General features: G+C 33.6%; 14 protein-coding genes. 9 read left to right on the top strand and 5 right to left on the bottom strand.

The annotated features are described in order from the left end of the window. Positions 1 to 5: 5 nt before the first annotated feature. A complete protein-coding gene (nikC, locus tag B7R67_RS01450; protein WP_088066872.1) occupies positions 6 to 908 on the bottom strand; it encodes a nickel transporter permease in 903 nt (300 codons plus the stop codon). 214 nt (positions 909 to 1,122) lie between these two features. On the opposite strand from nikC, the gene B7R67_RS01445 reads away from it, so the two are divergent. The 8 genes from B7R67_RS01445 (at position 1,123) to B7R67_RS01410 (ending at position 12,392) form a co-directional block, all read left to right on the top strand. Next, a complete protein-coding gene (locus tag B7R67_RS01445; protein WP_088066860.1) occupies positions 1,123 to 2,679 on the top strand; it encodes a glutathione ABC transporter substrate-binding protein in 1,557 nt (518 codons plus the stop codon). 70 nt (positions 2,680 to 2,749) lie between these two features. Beyond that, on the top strand, positions 2,750 to 4,222 hold the full coding sequence (locus B7R67_RS01440; RefSeq protein ID WP_088066858.1) for a chlorohydrolase family protein: 1,473 nt from the start codon (positions 2,750 to 2,752) through the stop codon (positions 4,220 to 4,222). Positions 4,223 to 4,359: 137 nt separating this feature from the next. Then, positions 4,360 to 5,925: a glutathione ABC transporter substrate-binding protein gene (locus B7R67_RS01435; protein WP_088066856.1), complete on the top strand. Its 1,566-nt coding sequence runs from the start codon at positions 4,360 to 4,362 to the stop codon at positions 5,923 to 5,925. A gap of 215 nt (positions 5,926 to 6,140) precedes the next feature. After that, complete coding sequence (locus B7R67_RS01430) at positions 6,141 to 7,388, top strand: amidohydrolase family protein (protein ID WP_088066854.1); 1,248 nt, start codon at positions 6,141 to 6,143, stop codon at positions 7,386 to 7,388. Between the two features lie 24 nt (positions 7,389 to 7,412). Further along, positions 7,413 to 8,654, top strand: coding sequence for an amidohydrolase family protein (locus B7R67_RS01425; protein ID WP_088066852.1), 1,242 nt, complete (start codon positions 7,413 to 7,415; stop codon positions 8,652 to 8,654). A gap of 32 nt (positions 8,655 to 8,686) precedes the next feature. Further along, positions 8,687 to 9,934, top strand: a complete 1,248-nt coding sequence (locus tag B7R67_RS01420) for an amidohydrolase (protein ID WP_088066850.1) — start codon at positions 8,687 to 8,689, stop codon at positions 9,932 to 9,934. Positions 9,935 to 10,169: 235 nt separating this feature from the next. Continuing rightward, entirely contained in the window at positions 10,170 to 11,075 is a 906-nt protein-coding gene (locus B7R67_RS01415; RefSeq protein WP_088066848.1) for a DMT family transporter, read from the top strand. A 21-nt stretch (positions 11,076 to 11,096) separates the two neighbouring features. Beyond that, on the top strand, positions 11,097 to 12,392 hold the full coding sequence (locus B7R67_RS01410) for a uracil/xanthine transporter (protein WP_088066846.1): 1,296 nt from the start codon (positions 11,097 to 11,099) through the stop codon (positions 12,390 to 12,392). A gap of 38 nt (positions 12,393 to 12,430) precedes the next feature. Here the strand turns inward: B7R67_RS01410 and B7R67_RS01405 are convergent, their stop codons facing one another. Next, positions 12,431 to 13,486 carry a GIY-YIG nuclease family protein gene (locus tag B7R67_RS01405; protein WP_407920364.1) on the bottom strand — a complete coding sequence of 352 codons (1,056 nt, stop codon included), beginning with the start codon at positions 13,484 to 13,486 and terminating at the stop codon, positions 12,431 to 12,433. A gap of 229 nt (positions 13,487 to 13,715) precedes the next feature. On the opposite strand from B7R67_RS01405, the gene B7R67_RS01400 reads away from it, so the two are divergent. Then, entirely contained in the window at positions 13,716 to 14,051 is a 336-nt protein-coding gene (locus B7R67_RS01400; protein ID WP_088066842.1) for a hypothetical protein, read from the top strand. A gap of 102 nt (positions 14,052 to 14,153) precedes the next feature. Here B7R67_RS01400 and B7R67_RS01395 read toward each other — a convergent pair whose 3' ends face one another. The 3 genes from B7R67_RS01395 to B7R67_RS01385 all read right to left on the bottom strand — a co-directional run bounded on the left by B7R67_RS01395 (position 14,154) and on the right by B7R67_RS01385 (position 17,132). Continuing rightward, positions 14,154 to 14,504 (bottom strand): DUF952 domain-containing protein, encoded by a 351-nt coding sequence (locus B7R67_RS01395; protein ID WP_088066840.1) that lies wholly within the window; start codon positions 14,502 to 14,504, stop codon positions 14,154 to 14,156. 21 nt (positions 14,505 to 14,525) lie between these two features. After that, on the bottom strand, positions 14,526 to 15,269 hold the full coding sequence (locus B7R67_RS01390) for a hypothetical protein (protein WP_088066838.1): 744 nt from the start codon (positions 15,267 to 15,269) through the stop codon (positions 14,526 to 14,528). Positions 15,270 to 15,947: 678 nt separating this feature from the next. After that, on the bottom strand, positions 15,948 to 17,132 hold the full coding sequence (locus B7R67_RS01385) for an MFS transporter (protein ID WP_088066836.1): 1,185 nt from the start codon (positions 17,130 to 17,132) through the stop codon (positions 15,948 to 15,950). Between the last annotated feature and the right edge of the window lie 3 nt (positions 17,133 to 17,135).

Raw genomic sequence — 17,135 nt, 5'->3', positions numbered from 1 at the left:
CCTCCTTATTTTTTCATTCTTGGATCAAGGGCATCTCTTAGTCCATCTCCGAAAATATTAAATCCTAAAACAAGTGTTGAAATGGCAATACCCGGAAATAAGGCAATATGTGGTGCACTAAATAGATAATCGCGTCCACTGCTTAACATAGCTCCCCATTCTGGTGAAGGTGGTTGTGCACCAAGTCCTAAGTATGATAGACCTGCAGCTGAAAGAATAGCAGTAGCAAGTCTTAATGTAGCCTGTACAATAACAGGAGAAAGAATATTCGGAAAAATGTGTTTAAAAATGATCGTAGTATCGGTAGCGCCTAATGCACGAATTGCATCAATATACTCAAGTTTTCTGACTGATAAAGTAGAACCTCGAACAATTCGAGCAAACATTGGAATTGAAAAGACACCAACGGCAACCATTACATTTATTAAACTTGGACCTAAAGCACTAATAATCGCAAGTGCAAGTAAGATACCAGGGAATGCAAGTAAAACGTCAACAATTCGCATAATAATCGTATCAACCAATTTTCCGTAAAATCCTGCCAACAATCCTAGAATGATCCCGATAATTGCTCCGAAGAAAACAGATACAAAACCAACTGAAATTGAAAGGCGACTACCATATATGATTCTACTTAATATATCTCTTCCTTTATCATCTGTTCCCATCCAATGCTCTGCCGATGGAGGTTGAAGTTTGTTCATTAAATCAATTGCAAAAGGATCTTTTGGTGAAATTAGTGGAGCAAAGATCGCTATTAGAATATAAAAAAGTACAATATAGCCTCCAACTAGGGCTAATTTATTTTTTTTAAACTTCTTATAGAATGCCTTCCACCTTTTTAGTTTTTGAGATTCATTTTGTTTAAGTTTGACTTTCGTGTTATTCAATACAATCTCTGGTTTCATTGCTGCTTTCCCCCTTTTCTTTGTTTAAATTTATGCAAATTTAGTATTGAAGTAAATATCATGCGAAAAAGCAGTAAAGATAGTTAAAAAACGAGTAAAGATTCTGAAAATATAAAATTTTATTTTTTTTTATAATTTGTTTAAGCCTGACGTACTCATAAAAAATTTGATAAGTAGAGAAGCCTTAGGCAATACAAAGAGGAGGAAGAAAACTATGAAGAAAAAGACAGCAGGTGTACTATTTGCATCTTTATTAACAATCTCAACTGTTTTAGCAGGCTGTACATCAGACCAAACAAGCAGTAATCCAACAGGAACAAAAGCAAAACCAGGGGGGACTTTGGTCGTCGCTCGACTTTCTGATGCGACTACACTAGATCCACATTTCATTACTGACATACCATCTGCAAATGTAGTTTATGAAAAGGTTTATGAAACATTGGTTGAACCGGATAAAAATATGGAGCCACAACCGCTTTTAGCAAAAGAATGGAAACAATTAGATAATGTAACTTGGGAGTTTAAACTACGTGAAGGAGTTAAATTCCATGATGGATCACCATTTAATGCTGACGCAGTTAAAACAAATTTCGATCGAGTATTAGATCCAAAAACAGCATCACCACAAGCTGGTAAATTTGAAATGATAAAAGAAGTGAAAGTAATTGATGATCATACAGTTCAATTTATTTTGAAATATCCATATGCTCCTCTGTTATCGATTTTAATGAGTAATGAAGGAAGTATTATTAGTCCGAAATCGATCAAAGAAAATAGTGATAAAATTGGTCAAAATCCAGTTGGAACTGGTCCATTTGTATTTAAATCTTGGAAGTCAGGCGAAGAAATACAAATCGAAAAAAATAAAGAGTATTGGGGAAATAAGCCAAAAATAGATGGCGTAGTGTTTAAAGTTGTTCCAGAAGATGCAACAAGACTTGCAATGATTGAAACTGGTGAAGCACAAGTAACGGATCAAGTGCCAGTTACTGAAATTGATCGAATTGAAGCTTCAGATACGATGGATTTATACCGTACAGATGGACTAGCTGTAGAATATTTAAGCTTTAATGTAAAGAAAAAACCTTTTGATGATGTGCGTGTCCGTAAAGCGATTGCCCATGCAATTGAGGTAGATTCAATCATAAAAGGTGTTTATAACAATGTTGGAACAAGAGCAAATTCGACAATGAGTCCAAAAGTGTTTGGATATGATCCAACGATTAAAGGATTTGATTACGATATTAATGAATCTAAAAAGCTTTTAAAAGAAGCGGGAATTAAAAATGGATTTGAATTTACGTTAACAACTAGTGATCGTAAAGAAAGAATTAATATGGCTGAAGTTATACAATCTCAATTAAAAGGCATTGGTATTAATGTGAAAATTCAGGTGTTAGAATACGGAGCTTATATTGATACAATTGCGAAAGGTCAACACCAAGTTTCAATTGGTGGTTGGGGAAATGCTACTGGTGATGGAGACTACAACCAATTTAACTTGTTTGATAGTAAATCCCAAGGTGCTGCTGGAAATAGCTCATTCTATAGTAACCCTGAAGTTGATAAATTAATCGAAACAGCACGCAAAGAAGCAGATAGTGAAAAGAGAAAAGAATTATATTCTCAAGCACAAAAAATTGAAAATGAAGAAGTCCCATATGTTCCAATTCGAAACTATGAGCATTTAGCAGTGTATGGTTCATCAGTTAAAGGATTATGGTTAAACCCAGCAAGTTATTTAATGCTAGATAATGTAACAGTTAAATAAGTAATACCAAAAAGAAACAGCATAATTCGATTTATGCTGTTTCAGTTTTTAGTGAAAAGGAGGAGAAAAAGTGAAAACAAAGCTCAAAGGAAGATATGTCATTGGATTTGATGGAAAAGAACATGTCATTTTGGAAAATGCGGAAATTGTGTATGAAAAAGATACAATTATATTTGTTGGAAAGAATTATTTAGATGAAGTTGATGAAGTCATTGATGTAGGTAATGCGATTCTAAGTCCAGGTTTTATAGATTTAAATGCTTTAGGTGATATCGATCACGACATTTTACATTTAGAAGCGAATTCAAACAGACAAAAAAATCTACTCTGGTCTGAGCAGCATGTTAAAAATGGCCATCATGAATTAATGACAAAAGAAGAAGAAGCATTTAAGTCTTTGTACGCTTATTCTCAGCTTATTTTAAATGGCATTACGACTGCAATGCCAATTACATCTGTTTTTTATAAAAAATGGGCAGAAACTTACGAGGAGTTAGAAGCTGCAGCTAATCATGCTGCAAGTCTAGGATTAAGAATTTATCTTGGACCAAGCTATCAATGTGGAATAAGAGTCGTCGAGCCTGATGGAAAGATTAAAATACATTGGGATGAACAAGCGGGGGAAAAAGGCTTAGAAAGAGCAGTAAAGTTTATTGAGACATTAGATGGTGCTTTTGACGGTTTAGTAAAAGGAATGCTTGCTCCAGAACGAATTGAAACTCAAACTCCTGACATTTTAACAAAAACAAAATTTTACAGCGAAAAATTAGACGTGCCAATAAAACTCCATGCAGCACAAGGAAGTTTCGAATTTCACACGATGCTAAAAGAGCATGGTGTTACACCAATTAGATATCTTTATAATCTTGGATTTTTAGGCTCAAAAACAGGAATTCCTCATGCTCATTTTATATCAGGGTATAGTGAAGCAAACTATGATTTAGACAATGATTTGTCACTTATGAAAGAAACAAATACAACAGTTATTCATTGTCCACTTATTATAGGAAGGCATGGATCGATGCTTGAGACGTATGCAAAATATAAGAAAGAGGGTATCAATATTGCATTAGGTACTGATACTTTTCCACCAGATCTATTTCAAAATGTTCGAACTGGTAGTATGCTTTCACGGATTGCGGAAAAAGAAGTTGAAGGATCTACATATGCTGATTTCTTTCATTCTATTACTCTTGGTGCAGCGGCATTTCTTAATCGTGAGGATCTTGGCCGTATTTCTGTTGGAGCAAAGGCGGATATAATTGCGATTGACTTGAGTGGATATCATATGGGAGTCATAGATGATCCAATCCGTACAATGTTTGTTAGTGGCTCTGGCAGGGATATAAAATTATCGATTATTAATGGGAGAATTGTAATGAAAGATCAAGTCATACCTAATCTTGATCTAGAAGAAATGAAACAAAAAGGTCAAATGTATTTTAATAAGATGAAAAAAGGATATTTGATAAGAGATTACGAGCAGCTTTCTGAAAATGAGTTATTCCCACCTTCTTTTAAACTAGTTGATTCCCTTGATTAATCCATAATTTTAGTTCGATTGATCAACAAGTAAAGAAACTGAAAAAACTAGTAAAGATTTTCAAAAATAATATTCAGAATATTTTATATAATTAGATAAATATTTGTAAGACAAACCAATAGTAGGAGGTCATTTCTTTGAAATTAAAACGTGGGGTTGGAAAATTTTTTCTTTTACTGTTAACTGCTGTTACAATTACGGGTTGCTCGTCTAATCAAAATGTAGGAACAAATGCAAATGGTCAAACAAATCAATCGAAAGCAGGGAGTACATTAGTGATCGCCCGATTATCAGATGCTGAAAATCTAGACCAGCAATTTATGTCTACGATTAATGCAGCGAGCGTAACTCATCATAAAGTTTATGAAGGGCTTGTCCAGCGTGATGAAAATAATGAAATACAACCAATGTTAGCTGAATCATGGAATCAAATAAATGATACAACATGGGAATTTAAACTAAGGCATGGTGTAAAGTTTCATGATGGCAGTCCATTTAATGCAGAAGCAGTAAAAAAGACATTTGATCGTTTATTAGATCCAAAAGTTGCATCCCCACGAGCAGTTGTACTCAAAATGGTTAAAGAAGTCAAGGTTGTCGATGAATACACTGTCCAATTCATTTTAAGTGAGCCATTTTCTCCACTACTTTCAATTTTAGCAAATCATGAAGGTGGAATCATAAGTCCTAAAACAATTGATAAATACGGGAAGAATATTATTCAAGAACCAAATGGAACAGGTCCATTTAAGTTTAAATCATGGTCACCAGGACAGGAAATTGTATTAGTTAAAAATGAAAATTACTGGGGCAAAAAGCCAAAAGTAGACAAGGTTGTGTTTAAAGTAGTTCCAGAAGATTCCACTAGAATCTCAATGATTGAAACAGGAGAAGCTCAAATTGCAGAACCACTTCCGATCGCTGTAATGAACCAAGTTGAATCATCTTCAGCGATGGAAGTATACCGAAGTGAAGGATATGGAACAGAATATTTAGGATTCAATGTAACAAAAAAGCCGTTCAATGATGTACGTGTAAGAAAGGCAATTGCTCATGCAGTTGAAATGGATTCAATTATTAAAGGAGTCTTCAATAATGTCGGTAAAAAAGCAAATTCAGCAATGGGATCAAAAGTGTTTGGATACGATGATCAATTAAAAGCCTACGAGTACAATTTAAAAGAAGCAAAGAAGCTATTAACAGAAGCAGGTTATCCAAATGGTTTTGAAGCGACAATTCTTACAATGGATAGTAAAGAAAGAGTAAACTTAGCAGAAGTTATTCAATCACAATTAAAAGGCATCGGCATTAATTTAAAAGTACAAGTGATGGAATACGGATCGTTTGTTGAAAAAGTAAATAAAGGTCAATCCCAAATGTTTATTATTAGCTGGAGAAATGCAACCGGAGACGCAGACTACAATCAATATAATTTATTCCATTCCGATTCAAGAGGAGCTGCAGGAAATACATTCTTCTATAGCAATCCAAAAGTAGATGACCTAATTAATGCTGGACGAAAAGAAAAAGACGAAACAACCCGTAAAGATATTTATGCAAAAGCACAAGAAATCGAAATGAATGACGCCCCTTATATCCCTGTAAGAGTAATCGAAAATGTCGCTGCTATTTCCAAAGATGTAAAAGGTTTCTCCATCAGTCCCTCAGGTTATTTAGAAATTAATGATATTACAATAAAATAACAAAGGCAGGAAGAGCAGGAAGGGCAGGGCTTAAGGAATTTCTAAAGTCTTTAAGAGCTTTTTCTTTCTCCTTGATCCTGCCTTTCCTTTTTCCTGCTCTTAGATCAAGTAGTAAAAATAGTTTAAAAATATGTAAATATACTAAAATCTTATCTTTTTAAACAGATTTATAATGAAATAGAGATAATTTAAAGTGGAATGGAAGGGTGAGAATAATGTCAAAATCATATTGGTTAACGAATGTAAGTCTAGAAAATGGTTTTACTTATAACGACAACGATGTAATTAACGGAACAGCAACTGGGAAATACAATGTAAAAATTGAAGCCGGAAAAATTACATCAATTCAATTAATTAGCAATTTAATTACTGATCAATTACCTCAATATGATGTGCAAGGTCTTCTAATGGTCCCTTCATTTAGAGAAATGCATATTCATATAGATAAAACTTATTACGGTGGGCCATGGAAAGCTTGTATGCCAGCAACAAATGGTGTGAAAACACGCATTGAAGAAGAGCAAATTTTATTGCCAAAACTATTACCAACTGCTAAAGAAAGAGCAGAAAAAATGCTTGATTTATTGCTAAGCCACGGTGCAACTCATATACGTACGCATTGTAATATTGATCCAGTAATTGGACTAAAGAATTTAGAAGCAACATTACAAGCCTTAGAAGGATATAAAGATAAATTAACACATGAAATCGTTGCTTTTCCGCAGCATGGACTATTAAGAAGTAATTCGATTGAATTAGTAAGAGAAGCGATGAAATATGGGGCTAATCTTGTTGGTGGAGTTGATCCTGCTTCGATTGATGAAAATATTGAAAGATCTCTTGAAACGATTATGGATCTAGCTGTTGAGTCAAATTCAGATGTTGACGTTCATTTACATGATCCAGATCATCTTGGTCTTTTTACGATGCAAAGATTAGCAACATTAACTGAAAAAGCTGGATGGCAAGGAAGAGTCACGGTTAGTCATGCGAGCGGTTTAGCAGACTTGTCTGTTCCAGAAGCTACTTCAATTGCTGAGAGATTTGCTGAATTAGGAATATCAATTACTTCTACGGTACCTATTTTTAGAACAATTCCAATCCCTTTACTACAAGAAAAAGGTGTAAAAGTTGAATTAGGAAATGATAGCATTACGGATCATTGGTCTCCATTTGGAATTGGAGATAATCTTGAAAAAGTTGGACGACTTGCAGAACGATTTAGATTTATTGAAGAAAAATCATTAGCGAGTAGTCTTGGATTTATTACGGGTGGCTTAACTCCTTTAAATAATGAAGGTGAAAGAGTGTGGCCAAATGTTGGTGATGAAGCGAATATTGTTCTTGTAGAAGCAACTTGTACAGCAGAAGCAGTTGCGAGACGTGCAAAACGAGCTGCTGTTATCTTCAAAGGGAATGTTGTAAGTGGTTCAATATCTAATTTTGAATCTACTACAGTCTAATCTTCAATAAAAGAGAGTGATAATATGAATCAATCATTTTGGCTAACAAATGTAAAATTAGATAGCGGATTTGTATTTGAAAATGGAAGAATTGAAAGCACTGAAACGATTCGATACAATCTACTAATTAGCGATGGGAAAATTGAAAAAATACAATTGGTTGATCTACCGTTGCAAACAAATCTTCCGATTCAGGATGCGAGAAATTTATTAGCACTTCCCGCTTTTAAAGAAATGCATAATCACTTAGATAAGACTTACCTAGGCATTCCGTGGAAAGCATGTACTCCTGCAGCAAATTTAGTTGAGAGATTAAATTTGGAAGCACTCGAACTAACTGAACTTGCGAAAACAGGTCAACATCGAGCTGAACAAATGCTTCATCTATTGTTAAAAGGTGGAGCAACTCATGTAAGAACACATGTAAATATTGATCCATATATCGGCTTAAAGAATTTAGAAGAAATTCAAAAAGCTCTTGAAACGTATAAACATAAAATGACAAACGAAATTGTTGCCTTTCCTCAACATGGACTACTTCGAACAAATAGTTTGCCTTTAATGAAAGCAGCGATGAGAGAAGGAGCAACGATTGTCGGAGGACTTGATCCTGGTGGCATTGACCAAAATATTGAGCATTCCTTATTTGAAATGGTCGATCTAGCTGTTCAATTTGATGCAGATATCGATATTCATATACATGATCCAGGTCATCTAGGATTTTATACAATTCAAAAACTAGTTTCATTTATTGAACAAGCCCATTGGAATAATCGAGTAGCAATTAGTCATGCGTTTGCGCTTGGTGATGTATCTCGAAATGAATCGGAAGACATGGCTAACAAACTAGCAAAATTAGGTGTTTCAGTCATGTCAACTGTTCCGATTAATAGAATAATGCCTCCAGTTGATCTACTTCATTCAAAAGGTGTAAATGTTGCCTTGGGCTGCGATGGTTTTTATGACTCATGGTCACCACACGGAACAGGAGATATGTTAGAAAAAGCTGGTCGATTAGCTGAAAAGTATAACTGGAAAGATGAGTACAGCTTATCTCAAACATTGCAATTTATTACAGGTGGAATAAAAACTCTTGATGAAAAAGGTAATCGATTATGGCCAAATATTGGTGATGAGGCAAATATGGTTTTAGTCGATGCATCATGTTCTGCTGAAGCTGTTGCGAGACGCTCAAATCGTGCTGCCGTACTTGCGAAAGGAAAGATCGTATACGGTGGACTGAATTACGCAACTACTTTGAATTAAATGGACGACGATTAAAAGAAGGGGTGAGATTCATGAAATCGATCTATTGGTTAAAGAATGCTCTATTAGAAGTTGGTTTTGAAAAAGAAAATGGAATCGTGGTAGGTACAGCTACTGAATTATTTCATCTATTAATTGAGAATGGTAAGATTGTTAAAATTACAAAAGATGAAGCTGACATTTCACATGATATAAAAGTTGAAGATGCAGGTGGATTACTTGTTCTACCTTCATTTATCGAAAAACATGTACATCTTGATAAAACATTAATGGGTGATGTTTGGAGAGCATGCACTCTCACATCGAGCGTTATTGAACGATTTGAAAGTGAAAAGAAGATTCTACCAACGATTGCGTCTAGCACGAAAGAGCGTGCAGAAGCATTACTAGAAATTCTATTAGCGTCTGGTTCTACTCACGTTAGAACACATGTTGATATCTATCCAGAGGTTGGTTTGAAAAATTTAGAGCAAGTCCAACATGCGTTAACTACCTATTCGAACAGTCTTAGCTCTGAAATTGTCGCATTTGCACAACATGGATTATTACGATCAAATGCTTTTAATTATGTAAGAGAGGCTTTACGTAATGGAGCGGGAATTGTTGGTTCAGTTGATCCTGCAATTGTCGATCAAAACATTGAAGAATCATTATATCAATTATTTAATTTAGCGGTCGAGGCTGACGCAGACATTGATTTACATTTACATGATCCGGGTCGTCTTGGAACATTTACAATGAAACGGATTGTTGAATATACGAAACAAGCAGGATGGGAAGGTAGAGTAGCAATTAGCCATGCGTTTGGAATAGGTGACGTTCCAAGAGAAGAAGCATATGAATTGGCAAATCATTTAAGTGATGCGGGTATTTCCATCGTTACAAGTGTACCGATAAATAGATTGATGCCTCCAGTTGATTTATTAAACGAAAGAGGTGTTGACGTAGCAGTAGGGAATGATAACATCTTTGATGTATGGTCTCCGTTAGGTACAGGAGATATTTTAGAAAGAGCTGGTCGACTTGCTGAACGATTCAAGTGGATTGATGAAGTTTCTTTAGCACAAACACTAAAATATATTACAGGTGGAAAAACGCCTTTAAATCACCAAGGAAACCAAGTATGGCCCAAAATTGGAGATGCAGCGAATTTAGTTTTAGTTGATGCTAGCTGTTCGGCGGAGACGATTGCACGACGAGCAGAACGGAAGGCAGTTATTTATAATGGAAATATTGTAGTTGGTTCTTTAAGTAAAATTAATCAATCGATTAATGTATAAGGAATTGCTCATTTCGAAAGATTGTTAGATTAATAAGGATTTTTAATTGAACTGGGAGGCGCTCAAAGTCCTCCCCAAGGAAAACGAGCATTCCTAAGTTCAATTGACGAAACTCCTTCTTAAATGACATAAAAGTTATGAATAAGCCCCAAATAATTATGAAAAGGAATTCCAGAATTTTTCTGGATTTCCTTTTTCATTATGTAAATTTGTTGTATGAAAGTAGGATATTAAAATGGTCCGATCTTATTTACTATTATTTTTTTGTGTAGTCTGCTGGGGTAGTAATTTTATTTTTGGAGCAATGCTAGTGAAGGAATTCCCACCAGTTTTATTGTCAGCATTAAGATTGTTCTTTATATTACTGTTTATGGTTTTTTATGGATTGGTGAAAGGAAAATGGAAGCCGGTTCAGAAAAAAGATTGGATTTCGATTGTTTTATTAGGATTAATTGGTACTTGTATTAATCAATGGTCATTTTATTCCGCATTAGAAACAACCCATCCGACGACATCCGCATTAATTCTGGCTCTTGCTCCTCTTACTACATCTTTTTTGGCTTCAGTGTTTTTAAAAGAGAAACTAACAAAGGGCTTTGTAATAGGATCAATTGTAGCTTTTATTGGCGTATTTTTTGTGATTACGAATGGAGAAAAGCTGCATTTCACAATTGGCTTAATATGGATTTTCATAACGATGCTGACATTTTCAACTTCCATTATTATGATGAAACAGTTAACTAGAAATTACGATTCAACGTCAATTACACTCTACTCTAACTTAGTTGGATTTAGTGGTTTATTGCCGATTGTATTTGGATCAAGTTTTTCACAACAGATGAGTAGGGATGCTATGTCTTGGATACTATTAATTGTAACTGCAATTATTATGCATGGTATTTGTACACTTATTTGGAATCATCAAATCCAACTAGTTGGAGCGTCAAAGGCAGCCATGTTTCTTAATTTAGAGCCATTTGTTGCAATGATTGTTGGTTTAATTGTATTAAAAAATAATATTACTAGCTCTCAAATTTTAGGTGGGGGGCTAATTATTATTGGAGTTTTTCTATCAACTTTATTAAAATGGAAAAGGACGATCGAGGACCCTATTTATAGAAAAGAAACAAAGCATTTTTAAGCTAGAGGAGGAGAGGAAACTATGAAAAGTTTGAGGGTTTCTACTACTCTTTTTTCATCGGTTCAATGGTTATTTTTTATTTTTGCGAATACAATTGTAGTTCCAATTTCAATAGGGGCAGCATTTCATCTTCCATCAGATGTAATCGAAAGCACAATAAGAAGTTCACTAATTTTCACTGGACTTGCTTCCGTTTTACAAGGGTGGATTGGTCACAAGTATCCTGTAATGGAAGGACATTCTGGTTTATTGTGGGGAGTTATGCTGAACTTAGGTTTATCAGCTTCGGCATTTGGATTAAGCTATACTGAAATTGGAGGAGGAATCGCAACTGGATTCATTGCGGCGGGCATTGTAACATTGCTACTATCTGCATTTAATTTGATTTCATTTCTTCAAAAAATATTTACTCCAATGGTTATGACAGTTTATTTATTTTTGCTATCATTTCAACTTATTTTCGTTTTCTTTAAAGGAATGCTTGGGATAACAAGTAAAGGACAAATCAGCCTTTCAATTAGTGCACTTTCATTATGCATCGTTTTATTTGTAAGTATCTTAAAATTAAAAGGATCTCGCATAATTAGTAATTTTTCAATTTTAATTGGGATAATCGTAGGTTGGTTATTTTATTCGATACTTTTTGGATCTGATACGAAAGAGGTTGCTACGACTAGTGCTCATTTTACGCTTTTCCCATTAGGAGCACCTAATTTAGAAGTAGGGATCATCGCAATATCGTTTTTTGCGGGAATTATGAATTTAAGCAATACGTTTGCTTCCATTAAAGCAGCTTCAGAGTTATTAAAAGAAGAAGCGAGTACAAAACAATATCGTTTTTCATTATTAATAACAGGTAGCTTCACAATTATTGCTTCATTTTTTGGAATCGTTCCATATACTCCTTTTACTTCATCGCTTGGATTTTTGCAAAGTACACAAATTTATGAACGTAAACCATTTATATATGGAGGAGCTTTATTAACAATTATTGGATTACTTCCGCCATTAATTTCATTTTTAGCTACGATGCCAGTAACAGTAGGAAATGCAGTTTTATTTGTAGCTTATCTTCAATTGTTTGGTACAGCTTTTAGTAGTACAAATGGAAAAGTATTTACATCAGATACAATCTTTAGACTGGCGGCACCAGTATTAGTAGGTGTCAGCTTGATGAATATTGCACCTGGTACATTCGGAAATCTTCCGATGATTGTACAGCCATTTTTAACGAATGGACTTATTATGGGAGTAATTCTATCGATTGTGTTAGAGAAATCAGTAAACTGGAAACAATATGAACAGTTAAAAGCATAAAAAATAGCTCAGGCATGCAATCTTGCCCTGAGCTATTTTTATTTAAAGGAACCAAATAGTTTATTCAGTTCTTTCGTAAATTTAAGACGATTATTTGCACTAAGCCAGCTTTTAGGAAGAATCAAATGTTGACAGTTTGTACTATTTAAATAGCTATAGATAATTTGAGCTTCATCAATTTCATCTCGGCTTACATCTTTGTTTAGCTCATCATTTGTGTTTTTGAAATGAGAAATGGCGTTTGATATTATTTGTTCATTTAAAGATTCGAGTGAATTATTTTCTAGATGAATCATTTCACAATGCAATATTTGCGTCCGTTTAATTAAAAAATATTTATATGTTTTATCATCTATTTGTTCGAGCGTAACAAGATTATGATTTTGCTCGGTAAATTCAATGACTTTTTCTTTATTTAATAGTGACTTAACCAATTCGATCCAGTCTCTGTATTTGGCTGCAGCTTCAAAATCAAACTGTTCAGATGCAGCTAACATTTTACTTTCCATTTCCTCAAGAAGACGATTGTCTTTTCGACCAAGGAAATGAATGACTTTCTGTATAATCGAATTGTATTCATCTATTGCCGGTCCACCTAAACACACACCATTACACAATCCTAAAGAATAATTTAAGCAAGCACTATTTTTAACTGTTGAATGACCACAATTAATTTTAAAGCATTCTTTTATACCATTCATTGCCCTTTCAACTGTACTTCTACTTGTAAAAGGACCAAAAATTAATGAGTTTTCATTTTCAATCGGTTCATAACTAATTTCAAATGAAGGAATTTTTTTAGCAAGATTGATGATCAAATAAGTAAATGATTGTGGACTTTTCATCATCCGATTATACATTGGCTTAATTTCCTTAATTAAATGACATTCTAGCATGAGTGCATCAAATTCAGTATCGGTTAGTATGATATCAAAATCCTTTAAATGAGTGACGAGCTTTTTTACTTTTGGTGAATGACCTTTAGAGTTTTGAAAATAAGATTGTACCCGTTTTTTTAAGCTTTTCGCTTTTCCGACGTAAAGGATTTGTCCTTTAGAATCCTTCATCAAATATACGCCAGGGGATAAAGGCAGGCTTTTGACTTTGTCTTGAAGGTTAATAGTAGTTCATCCCTTTTCTTGTCATAATAGTTTCATTTTAACATGAGAATGGAATAGAAAGTCATGACAATTAATTGAAAATCCAACAGAATCTTTATATAAAAAAAATAATTTAATGTCATTTAATAAGCATAAAAGAAGGAACAAAAGCGTAAAAATTGACTACAGAATGAATCTGTAAATAGAAGGAGAAGTGATTTTCATGAAAACGATTTATACAACATCTTCTTTCTCCAATTGGATTTTTGCCTGCATTGTTAATGGATTGATAGTTTGGTTATGTAGCTTGTTTGCTAATTGGCTGAACTGGCCGTATGTCGATGTGGGATTCTTTTTATACTTCGTCATTCTACTATTCTATTTTATTTGTTTAAAAGTAAATGAAGGTTTTCCAGCACTTTTTCGTAAAATCGTACTGCGTAGAAAGTTCGAATTTTTGAATGTATCAGCATACGAGGTAACAATTATTTTAGTAGCTATTTTTCATGTTGTAAGAGCGATTGTAATTTATAAAGGCGCTCTTGTTGGAGTCTTTTAAGCAGTCTGAAAATCAGATAAATAGGACTTTGTCTACACACTAAAAGGCTATCATTTCTGATAGCCTTTTAAAAGTATGGGTAACGCTCTAAGAGAGAACTCGTTAATTCTTCGTTTCCTTTAATTCATTTGGTAAAATGAATTTTCCATTTTGATCCAATTCAAAATCAACAACTTTAAAAACAGCATCTAAGTTTAATGAGCCGTATATATGAGGGAATAACTGACCGAAGTTTTCTGTATCCTCATAAACGATTTTAGATTTTGTTTTCTCTTCATCTATGCATAATATTTTTAAGTCGTTGGCTCCTTTAAAAAATAAGTTTGCGATTTCAACAGCTTGTTCGGTCGTAGAGCAATGAATAAATCCTTCATTTTTTAAACTAGGTGGAGAATATTCTCCCTCGTTTTTCACGTTTTGCCACTCTTTGTTTTCGATAATATGTAAAATCATTCTGCTTCTCCTTTATATCAATTACTCAAAATAGATTTTGATTTTCCTTTTCATATCCTCTTTGTTTTCAGCGAATTGCTTATGTCGATGACCATTTCCTCCAGATGTATGAGGGAATCCATATAAAATTGAATCCGAGTTAAAATAATCATTCGTTGTTAAATAGGATAATGCTTTTGAAACATTTACACCTAATGGAATGATTAATGGGTTATGTAATTGGATGACTTCATTCGCGAAATTTTCAACTATGTACTTTTTAAGTAACTCAGTTTTTAAGATATTTGGTGTTGAACCATTATAATTTTTTCCTTTATAGAAAACAGGATATTTAATAACAGAAGTTGTTTGGACAAGATGACTAGACGTACTGAAAAGTTCACTTGTCGAATTTATTCCCAGATAGTTATGTAATTCTAATTCATCAAGCATTGCGATTAAATTTTTCCTCATCGGACCTTCAAAACTAGAATTCTTTTTCACTTCATGTAAAATCTGTTCATCATCTAACGGTTTATCTTTTAGATTTATAATTGTTGAGTAAGATTGCTTCATCTGATGTAAACCAGGCGTAATTCCTACAATTAAGATTTTTGCTTTTTCGTTAATGTACTCAAACGGAGCATAATAAATTTCTAAATTTTTCTGTTCATCTTTATCAATTAGAAATTCTTCATTTTTTAGCGCGCTAGTTTCGAGAGTGGGGGATAAGGAATAAATCTTCTCTTTATACTCATTAAATTTTGAATTAACTGCGACGGCCATCTATTTTCCTCCATTTTATATTCCGTTTATTGTTTATTTTAACGAAAGTTGCATACTAAATCCATTTTTTCACTAAGCTGCATTTATTACTAATAAAGGAATATCAATTTAAACACGTTGGAAGGGTCTGTCTCAGAAGTCATGATAAGTGACTAATGAGGGCACCCTTTTTTGTAGGGGAGGGTATCTGGGAGGAACTATTCATTTGGATTTGAAAATATCGCTCTTTTTTATAGAAAATAACAGATTTTCATCAATTTTTGATTTAAATTAGAAAGAATTAGAGCATATTTGTTTATTTTCAATAGAAATTAACAAGAATGGATCAATTTTAAAGACTTAATACCTTAACTAGTATAGGTAATTTTCCATCTTATTTGCTATTCTTAAGGTTTTAATTGCGATTTTGCTAATTTTATTTGTGATTCTGCTAATTTAATTGCGATTTTACCAAATTTAATTGCGTTTTTAATTGCGGTTTTCCATGATTTATTTGCACACATAAAATTTTTAATTGCGGTTTTCCATGTTTTATTTGCACACATAAAATTTAATTGCGGTTTTCCATGATTTATTTGCAGCTCATACTATATTACCACTACTCTTCATATTCCAGTTATTAATACTGCCACTATAAAAAAGAAGGTGCCCCAATTAATAAGTAGGGCACCCTCTTGTTTAAGCGGCTGTTTTTTCAAGTTTCGGATTTGATTTTTGTTTTCGGTCATGTAATAAATAGTAAATTACACCTGTTAGTAAAACAGAAAATGCAGTTAAAATATACATTGACTGGAAAGAGGTTTTAGCTTGGACAATACCAAGTACATAAGAGCCTATACCCATTCCTACATCAAAAAACATAAAAAACGTTGCTGTCGCCATCCCTTTTTTTGCTGGAGCTGCTGTATTAATCGCCAATGTTTGAAATCCAGGTACAATTGAGCCATAACCGATTCCGATTAAAGCAGCTGATAATAAAAAGATTGACGGAATCGTTGAAGAACTTAATACGAAAAGTCCAATTGAAAATAAAATGATTCCTGGGTATACGATTATGTTTGCGCCTTTACGATCAAAAAGTTTTCCTGTAAAAGGTCTTGATCCTAAAATGAAAATGGCATAAACAATAAAAAAGAAGCTAGCAACTTCTACAAAACCTAAATCTTTTGCGTACAATGTAATAAAGGAAATGATTCCACTGTATCCGAAAGAGATAATTGCTGCAGTAATTGAGATTGGTAATGCTGAGCGCTCAATTAATTGAGATGGTTGAATTCGAGTTTTCGCTTTTAATGTTTGTTTTGGAATCGCAATATTTAATCCGAAAAGGAAAGAGATGATTGCAAAAAATCCACAAACAAAAAATAAAATGTGGAAGTTGAAGTGATTCATTAAGTTAATACCAAGATAAGGGCCAAAAACCATTGCTAGAATCATTGACGAGCCATAATAACTCATACCTTCTCCTCTACGTGTAGCCGGTACAGTTTCAGCAACAATTGTTCCAGTTGCTGTCGTTCCTAAACCAAAGAAAATCCCTTGTGCAAATCGTAACAATAGTAATAGTGCAAAATTATTTATAAAAGGATAAATGAAAGTAGTAATTGTAAAAAACACTAAAGAAATGATTAAGATTTTTCTACGACCAATCGTATCTAACCAAATCCCAGCGAAAGGACGAATTAAAACTGACGCGATTAGAAAAGAAGTTACAACAAGCCCTACTTTACTTTCCTGTTGGCCTAAATTATCAATCACAAAAATCGGTAGTGTAGCCATTAAAGTATAAAACACTAAAAACACAAAAAAACCACTTAAGTTAACACTAATAAAATCCTTTGTCCATAGACGTTCTTTATTCAATTT

Origin of the sequence: Gottfriedia luciferensis, assembly GCF_002156865.1 — a bacterium.
Taxonomy (GTDB): Bacteria; Bacillota; Bacilli; order Bacillales; family Bacillaceae_G; genus Gottfriedia; species Gottfriedia luciferensis.
Note: the sequence above shows the minus strand (reverse complement) of the source record. Positions and strands in the feature narration are given on the sequence as shown.